We start from the raw sequence: 7,783 nt of genomic DNA on the forward strand, positions 1-7,783 counted from the left end.
TCGCCGCACCTCAGCCTGGTCGAGGGTGTGGCAGGTTGACCGACCAGTCACCGAACCTGTGACACCCGTCGGCGCGAGCAGGGGCGCGGCCGTCGGCCTCAGTCGGTCAGCGACGCCACGTAGGGAGCGAGCTTGGCCGGGTTCATGACCCACATGATGCGTTCGATGCCCCGCTCGGAGACGTCGACGCAGAGCAGCGCCACCGGGTTTCCCTCGGCCGACACGAGGACCGCCGGGCGGCCGTTGGCCTCGACCCAGCGGACCTCCGCCGGGGGCCAGAACCGAGGGGCGAAGGCGGCGAGGTACTTGGAGACGTGCAGCCGGCCGACGACCGGGATCTTGGACGCCCCGCGGATGCCGCCGCCGTCGGCGTAGCTGACCACGTCCTCCGCGAGGACGTTCTCCAGCCCTGACAGGCTGCCCGTCCGGGCCGCGTCGAGGAACACCTCCAGCAGGCGCTTGTGCGCGGTCGAACTGACCGGCTCCTTGCGCTCCGCCGCCATGTGCTTGCGGGCCCGGGTCACCAGCTGGCGGGTGTGCGCCTCGTTCGTCTCCAGGATCTCCGCGATCCGCTTGTACGGGTAGTCGAAGGCCTCCCGCAGCACATACGCGGCCCGTTCCACGGGGTTGAGCTTCTCCAGGAGCAGGAGCACCGCCATGTCGAGCGCCTCGGCCCGCTCGGCACCCAGCTGTGGATCCGCCTTGGTGTCGACCGGCTCCGGCAGCCAGGGCCCGGTGTAGGACTCACGCCGCATCCTGGCGGACTGGGCGACGTTGATCGCCAGCCGGGCGGTGACGGTCGCGAGGAACGCGGCCGGCTCCTTGATCTCGCCGCGGTCGGTCTTCTGCCACCGCAGCCACGCGTCCTGGACGACGTCCTCGGCCTCCGCGGCGGTGCCGAGGATCCGGTAGGCGATACCGAAGAGCTGGGGGCGCGCCGCCATGAACTGCTGTGCTGCCCGGTCGAGGGAGTCGGTGCCGTCCTCGGCGCGCATGGAATGTCCTCCAGTCCTGGACGACCAGGCTACAAGCGGGTATGGCCGGACGCGCGGCCGGGGCCGCCCGCGCCGGACGGCCGTCAACGCGCGAGCCGTACGGCCAGCACGGCGGGATCGGCCCGTCGGGGCAGCGGCACGAACCCGGAGCCCGCGAGCTCCGCGATCACCTCCGTCCGGGAGGCCGGCCACATCCAGAACGTCTCCGTGTACTCGCGCAGGACACCCCGCGCGCCGCCCACCCAGTAGTCGAAGCGGGTACGGATCCGGTCCGCGTCGGCCGACATCACCATGCGCCCTCCGTACACGTGCTGGCCCACCTTCTGGGCCGGCAGGACGTGCGTGACCTCGTCACGGGGGAGGCGGTCGGGCGGGAGGTGGACGAGGAGCACTCCGCCGGGCACGAGCGCTCCGGCCACGGCCGGCCACAGCGCGCGGCGCGCGTCGGGCGGGAGACAGCCGATCGTGTTGTGGCATATCGCCACGTCCGCGACCTCCCGCAGCCCGGCCTCGCCGAGCCCCTGGGGGTGCACGGTGACCCGCGTCCTCATGTCGGCGGGCAGGGCCGCAAGGCGGGTCATCAGCAGCGACCGCATGGAGCGCGTCGGCTCGACCGCGTGCACGGGAACCCGCGACTCGGCGAGGCTCATGAGCGTGACCCGCCCGGTCCCGGCACCGACGTCCAGCACGCCCCCGCGGGCGGTACGCACGTCGCGGGCGTAGAACCGGTGCACCCGGGCCCTGTCCCGGTCCGCCTGAAGGATGTCGTAGAACTCGGCACTGACCTCGTAGGCGTCCCGTGGCTCCGGGCTCGGCGGATCAACGGTGACATCTGGCAGAAAAGGGAGCATACAGAGATAGACAGGCCGGACGCCCCATCTGTGACAGCGGGCTCGACGGACAGCGCACCGGCGCCGGGCAGGGCCGTGACAGGCGTTGGTAGCGTCGATCGTGCCGCGCCTGCCGGTGCGACGCGCCGACCGACCGAGAGAGATGCGATGTCCCCGACGATCCGCAGGGCTGTGATCCCCGCCGCCGGACTCGGCTCCCGACTGCTGCCCCTGACGAAGGCGACACCCAAGGAGATGCTCCCGGTCGGCGACAAGCCGGTCATCGAGCACACCGTGCGCGAGCTGGTGGACTCCGGAATCACCGACATCACCATCGTGGTCTCCGGCGGCAAGAGCCTCATCCAGGACCACTTCCGCCCCAACCCCGCCCTCGTCGAACAGCTTCGCGCCGACGGCAAGACGGCCTACGCCGACGCCGTCGAGGAGGTCGCCGAGCTGGCCCGCAAGGGCCACATCACCTACCTCGACCAGTACGGCCCGTACGGCAACGGCACCCCGGTCCTGAACGCCGCCCGCTCCTTCGGCGACGAACCCGTGCTCGTGCTGTGGCCCGACGACGTCTTCGTGGCCGAGGTGCCCCGCGCCCAGCAGCTGATCCGCGCCTACGAGCAGACCGGCTGCCCGGTGCTGGCCCTGCTGCCCATGGACCCGACCGAGTCCCAGCGCTACGGCGTGCCCATCGTCAAGGAGGACCTCGGGGACGGCCAGCTGCGTATCACCGGCCTCGTCGAGAAGCCCGAGCCCGCCTCCGCCCCGTCCTCGTACGCGGCCATCGGCGGCTACGTCGTCACCCCCGGCATCATCGACGAACTTCGCGAGCAGACCCGCCGCTGGTACGAGCACCGCACCGGCGAGGTCTATCTCACCGACGCCATCAACGCCTACGCCGCCACCCGCGCGGTGTACGGGCAGGTCATCAAGGGCCGCTGGTACGACACCGGCAACCCGGCCGACTACCTGGTCGCCCAGATGGCGTCCGCCCTCGCCCACCCCGAGTACGGGCCTCTCCTGCGCGGCCTGGTCGCCGGACTCGACGACGCCGGCTGACCGGGCGCTCACGGCACGGGCCGGTCCGTCGCCGCCGGCGCGTCCTGCCGGGCGCGGATGAGGGAGATCACCGTGTCGGCCGTGCGGTCGAGAAGGCTGCGCCCGTCGGGCAGCCTCCGGTCCCGGCTGATGTAGCTGCCGGGGCCGAGGTGGGTCGCCGGATCGAGCCGATGCACGGTGATCTTCCCGGCGCGCCGGGCCCGGTTCCAGCCGCTCCCGCGGAACAGGGGCCAGCGCTGCGGGAACATCCAGGTGCCGACCCGCTCGATCCGGTCGTACGCACTGGTGAGGCGGTGCAGCCGCTCGACCTGTGAGAGGTCGTTGGCGCCGTTGTGGAACCCGCCGAGCGTGATCACCACGAGCGGGCAGCGCAGCCGGGCGTGCAGTTCGCCGACCGCGCCGGTGGCGACCTGCGCCCCGCCGCTGTAGCTGAGCAGCACGACCGGCACCCCGCTGTCGGGCCGGTAGCCGGCCAGCCGCAGCTGCGTGGCGATCTGGGAGCCGACGGCCCGGTTGTACAGGGGGCGGTAGCGGTGGTCGGCGGCGACGAAGATCTGCATGACGTTGTGCAGGAACAGCAGCAGACCGATGTGCCGGCGCAGCCACGCCCACACCGGACGGTCGGCGAGCGGGTCGGCCAGCGGCGAGTAGGGCTGCACCTGGCCCAGCACCCGCAGCTCGGGCGCCCCGGCGAGCACCGCCTTGACCAGCTGCCCGCCGTCCCGGGTGTCCCGGACGCGGCGTTTGCCGATGCCGTCCAGGTAGACCAGGTACCCCGCCGGGGGAGCGTCGGCGGCCGCGCCCCGGGCGTAGGGCATGCCCTCGGGCAGCTCGGTGGTGGGTGACCGGAAGCCGGCGCTGTAGGCCAGCACCTCGTAGCGTGCCAGCAGCCCCTCGGCGAGCAGGACGGGCCCGAGCACACAGGCCCAGAGCAGGAAGTCGTTCATGGGATCGGCTCCGGTGTACGAGGCGTACTGAGCCGCACGACCAGCCGCCGTACGGCTTCGACGGCGAGGCCGAGTCCCACCCCGGCGACGGCCACGCAGCCGGCGGCCTCCCACCAGCCGAGATCGGTCGCCGCCGCGAGCGGTCCGGCCAGACCGGCGCCGACCCCCACGAACAGCAGCAGGTGGAGCAGCGGTCCGAGCAGCGGGAACGCGAGCACGGCGCACAGCAGCAACGGGGCTGCCAGGCCCGGCGTCCACTCCAGGGCTTCGCCCGCCGGCGGGGAGGACGTCGGCAGCTCGGCCAGGGTCCACGCGGTCAGCGGCCACAGCGTGAATACGGCGGCCTCGACCAGACCCGCGCCGATCAGCAGCCCGACCACCAGGGTCCGGGGCATGCCGGGCCGGCGCGCCAGCAGCGGCAGGATGCGCCCGGCGGCCTCCGACAGCCCGGCGAACAGCAGCAGCACGATGACGAGGGACATGGCTCAGCACCGCCGTCCCGGATCGGCGGTGACCGGCCGACGGGCAGCGCCGGCCACTTGCGTGTACCGCTCCAGTTCGTCGGCAGCCCTCCGGTAGCCGCCCGCGTCGTGCTGGGCGGCCTTCAGGGTGGTCGCCGCATCCCGGAAGGCGGGCTCGTGCAGCAGACGTCGGGCGAGAGCGCGCACCGAGCCCTTGTCGACGTCCTCGGTACGGATCGACAGACCCGCGCCGAGCTCGACCACACGAGCCGCCGTCATCGGCTGGTCGGCGCCCTGCGGGACCACCAGCATCGGTACCCCCGCGTGCATGGCCTCGTTGACACTGTTCATCCCACCGTGGGTGACGAACAGCGCCGCCCGGTCCAGAACCTCCAACTGCGGTACGAACCGCAGCGGAACCACATTGGAGGGCAGCGGCCCGAGGGCCTCGGGTTCCGTCTGCCCGGTGGACACGATCACCGTGCCGCCCAGCGGGGCGAGCGCGACGGCGAACGTACGCAGCAGCTTCGGATCGGCGCCGAACACCGTGCCGAGCGAGGCGTACAGCACCGGACTCCGGAGCCGGCCGGCGTCGAACGACGGATCGGCCGGGCGGGCACCGATGCTCGGGCCGACGAAACGGTAGGACTCGTCGAAGTGCTCGACGGCGGGCTGGAACGCCCGTGAGGTGTACACCAGATTGAGCCCCTGGCGGATGTTCAGCAGGTCGAGCCGCGGCAGCCCGCGCGCGTCGAAACGGCGGCGCAGCTCTCCTCGGGCCCGCAAGTAGCCCCGTACGCTGCCGAGTTGACCACGAGCCGCCGCCAGCAGTTCCCACGAGGCGTGAGTGGGGCTCGGCACCTGCCGGTTGAAGGCGAACGTGGTGAACGACGAGGCCGCCGGCACCCCCAGTTCGCGTGCCGCCACCGCGCCCCACAGACAGGAACTGTCGTGGACGATCAGGTCGGGCCCGTCGCGGCGCAGGTCGTCCAGCACGGTGGGCAGCAGATGCAGACTCGTGGTCGCGAGCGACTCCAGCAGGGTGAGAGGCGTCGGCGGATCGGGCAACGGCTGCTCGCCGCCGGGGTAGAGACGCACGGACGCGCCGGTGGCCTCGATCTCCTGACGGAACGCCGGCGAGGTGTGGTACGTGACCGTGTGCCCGCGCCGGACGAGCTCGGCCACCACCGGCAGCGTCGGGTTGATGTGCCCGTGCATGCCGATGTTGAGGAACGCGATGGTGCTCACAGCCCTGTCTCCCGTTTCCCGCCTACTCCACGAAGTACGAGTCGTGTTCGTCGAAGAACCTCGCCCGCTCCTCGTCCGTGAGGTGAGCCAGTTCCGACAGCCCCTCGAAGTACTTCTCACGCGGCGCCCCGGGCGTGAACAGCAGAAGCATCTCGGCCGGGGCGTCGGAGTCGTTGCGGAAGGCGTGCAGCCCGCCCTGCGGGACGTGCAGGAAGTCGCCCTGCCGGGCGTCGACCCACTGTTCGCCGTCGAAGAGCCGCACGGTGCCGCCGAGGATGAAGAAGGACTCCGAGATGGTGCGGTGGAAGTGGGTCTTCGGGCCGCCCGCCCGCGCGCTCATCTCGACCCGGTAGAGCCCGAATTCGCCGCGCGTGGTGGTCGTGGTCGCCAGGTAGTGGATGGCGTCCGCGCCCGCGGTGCCGACGTTCGGCAGGGTGTCCGCCGGCCGGAAGTCCGCGTTGATCTCGCCGCCGTCACCGTCGTAGACCCGCTTCGGATACGACATGCCGACCGCTCCTTTCGTACGGGGGTGGCGTGCCGGTCAGCCGAACTGGCCGGGCTGGTAGTCCCCGGCGGGCTGCTGGTTGATGACGTTGATGCGGTTGTAGGCGTTGATGACGCCGAGCAGCGAGATCAGCGCCACGAGCTGCTCCTCGTCGAAGTGCTTCGCCGCGTCGGCCCAGGCCTCGTCGGTGACGCCGCCGGCCGCGTCGGCGATACGGGTGCCCTGCTCCGCCAGCTCCAGGGCGGCGCGCTCGGCCTCCGTGAAGACCTTGGCCTCCCGCCAGGCGGCGACCAGGTTCAGACGCTGCGCGGTCTCACCGGCCTCGGCGGCGTCCTTGGTGTGCATGTCCGTGCAGAAGCCGCAGCCGTTGATCTGGCTGGCGCGGATCTTCACCAGTTCCTGGATCGTGATCGGCAGGGACGAGTCCGCGAGCAGCTTGCTCGCCGAGTTGATGTGCCGCAGCACCTTTCCCGCGAGGGGGTTTCCGAAGTAGTCGAGACGCGGTTCCACGGTGATGTTCTCCTTGCCGTTCGGGATGGCCTGCACAGCACTGACCGAACGGGGCCGCAAGGTGTGACAGCACGGCATGTGTGAACCACGTCTCACCACTGTTCGCCGAGGACCGTCAACAGGCGCAGCCTCTCGTGGCTCTCGGTGCCCGGCACCGCCGTGAACACCTGGAGCCGCTGCGACTGGTCGGGGTCGACGAGGGTCTGGCAGTGCAGCTCCAGCGGCCCGAGCCGCGGGTGACGGAACCGCTTGGGGCCGCAGTACGGGCCGAGAACGGGATGCGTACGCCAGAGCGCCGCGAACTCGCCGCCGGCCGACCGCAGTGCGTCTGCCCGGCCCGCCCGCAGCAACGGCAGCAGCCGCCCGGTCAGCGCCACATGCCCGAGATGGTTGGTACCGAACTGGAGCTCGTACCCGTCGGCCGTGGTGTGCCGGGTGGCCGGCGCCATCACGCCCGCGTTGTTGATCAGCAGGTCGATCGGCCGGCCCTGCGCCCGCAGGGTCTCGGCGAGATCCTCGACCGAGGCCAGCGACGCCAGGTCGAGGACGCGCGTGGAGACCTTCGCCGCCGGGGCGACGGCCCGGATCCGTTCCAGGGCAGCGGCACCCTTGGCCGCGTCGCGGACCGGCAGCACCAGCTCCGCGCCGGCCCGGGCCAGCCGCTCGGCCAGCCCCAGCCCGACCCCGTCGCTCGCACCGGTCACCACGGCGAGCCGGCCGTGCAGATCGGGGACGGTGACTTCCTTCATCGCATGCTCCTGGCGTGCACTCGTGAACACTGTCGAGTACGAGCGTCGGCCGATCGGACTTCCTGATCCATGCGGTGCTCAACCATGGTCCGGCAGTACATGGCTGAGCCCTCCGGGGCCGCCGCCGGCCGGCATCGGCGAGGGCCGCACCTCGGGGTCGCGGCGGCGCCCGAGGCGCCCTCGGCGTTACTAGGGTTTTTCCCGTACTCGCCGACCGAGACTCTCACCGTGCCGCATCCGAGAGAACCCGCAGAACACGCCGTCTGACCTGAGCCGACGCCCCGCGTCCCGGCGGGTCCCGGCCCAGGTCGTTCCGACGGGGCGGCCGCCCATCCCCCGGGGCGGCCGCCCTCTGCGTGCACTCGCGCGCCCGCGCCCCCGCGCCGGGCAGACGCCCGGTCCGTGACCGCACCGGCCCGGGCCGGGTCCACGACATCCCGCATCGGTAACCGCTGTCGAGGTGACTTGAG

Annotated in this window: 9 protein-coding genes and 1 pseudogene; 1 reads left to right on the forward strand and 9 read right to left on the reverse strand. The window is 71.9% G+C overall.

Annotated features, from left to right (window positions below; translation table 11 throughout):
- Positions 1–98: 98 nt before the first annotated feature.
- Positions 99–995, reverse strand: a complete 897-nt coding sequence (locus PGH47_RS37970; RefSeq protein WP_271667207.1) for an RNA polymerase sigma-70 factor — start codon at positions 993–995, stop codon at positions 99–101.
- Between the two features lie 83 nt (positions 996–1,078).
- Complete coding sequence (locus PGH47_RS37975) at positions 1,079–1,846, reverse strand: class I SAM-dependent methyltransferase (RefSeq protein ID WP_271667208.1); 768 nt, start codon at positions 1,844–1,846, stop codon at positions 1,079–1,081.
- A 147-nt stretch (positions 1,847–1,993) separates the two neighbouring features.
- Here PGH47_RS37975 and PGH47_RS37980 point away from each other — a divergent pair, with 147 nt between their 5' ends.
- Positions 1,994–2,893 (forward strand): UTP--glucose-1-phosphate uridylyltransferase, encoded by a 900-nt coding sequence (locus PGH47_RS37980; protein ID WP_107908724.1) that lies wholly within the window; start codon positions 1,994–1,996, stop codon positions 2,891–2,893.
- An 8-nt stretch (positions 2,894–2,901) separates the two neighbouring features.
- Here PGH47_RS37980 and PGH47_RS37985 read toward each other — a convergent pair whose 3' ends face one another.
- From PGH47_RS37985 to PGH47_RS38015, 7 genes and pseudogenes are all read right to left on the reverse strand, one after another.
- Entirely contained in the window at positions 2,902–3,840 is a 939-nt protein-coding gene (locus PGH47_RS37985) for a hypothetical protein (RefSeq protein WP_271667209.1), read from the reverse strand.
- Positions 3,837–4,322, reverse strand: coding sequence for a hypothetical protein (locus PGH47_RS37990; RefSeq protein ID WP_271667210.1), 486 nt, complete (start codon positions 4,320–4,322; stop codon positions 3,837–3,839). The genes PGH47_RS37985 and PGH47_RS37990 overlap by 4 nt, the downstream gene beginning before the upstream one ends.
- A gap of 3 nt (positions 4,323–4,325) precedes the next feature.
- Positions 4,326–5,549 (reverse strand): macrolide family glycosyltransferase, encoded by a 1,224-nt coding sequence (locus PGH47_RS37995; protein ID WP_271667211.1) that lies wholly within the window; start codon positions 5,547–5,549, stop codon positions 4,326–4,328.
- Positions 5,550–5,571: 22 nt separating this feature from the next.
- A complete protein-coding gene (locus tag PGH47_RS38000; protein ID WP_271667212.1) occupies positions 5,572–6,054 on the reverse strand; it encodes a cupin domain-containing protein in 483 nt (160 codons plus the stop codon).
- A 36-nt stretch (positions 6,055–6,090) separates the two neighbouring features.
- Positions 6,091–6,564: a carboxymuconolactone decarboxylase family protein gene (locus PGH47_RS38005; RefSeq protein ID WP_107908714.1), complete on the reverse strand. Its 474-nt coding sequence runs from the start codon at positions 6,562–6,564 to the stop codon at positions 6,091–6,093.
- Between the two features lie 92 nt (positions 6,565–6,656).
- Positions 6,657–6,914 (reverse strand): MmyB family transcriptional regulator, encoded by a 258-nt coding sequence (locus tag PGH47_RS38010; RefSeq protein WP_271668250.1) that lies wholly within the window; start codon positions 6,912–6,914, stop codon positions 6,657–6,659.
- Positions 6,894–7,313: pseudogene (locus PGH47_RS38015) on the reverse strand (SDR family NAD(P)-dependent oxidoreductase); the annotation flags it as partial. The pseudogene PGH47_RS38015 and the gene PGH47_RS38010, both read right to left, overlap by 21 nt.
- Positions 7,314–7,783 lie beyond the last annotated feature (470 nt).

It is taken from the genome of Streptomyces sp. HUAS 31 (assembly GCF_028198125.1).
GTDB lineage: Bacteria > Actinomycetota > Actinomycetes > Streptomycetales > Streptomycetaceae > Streptomyces > Streptomyces chartreusis.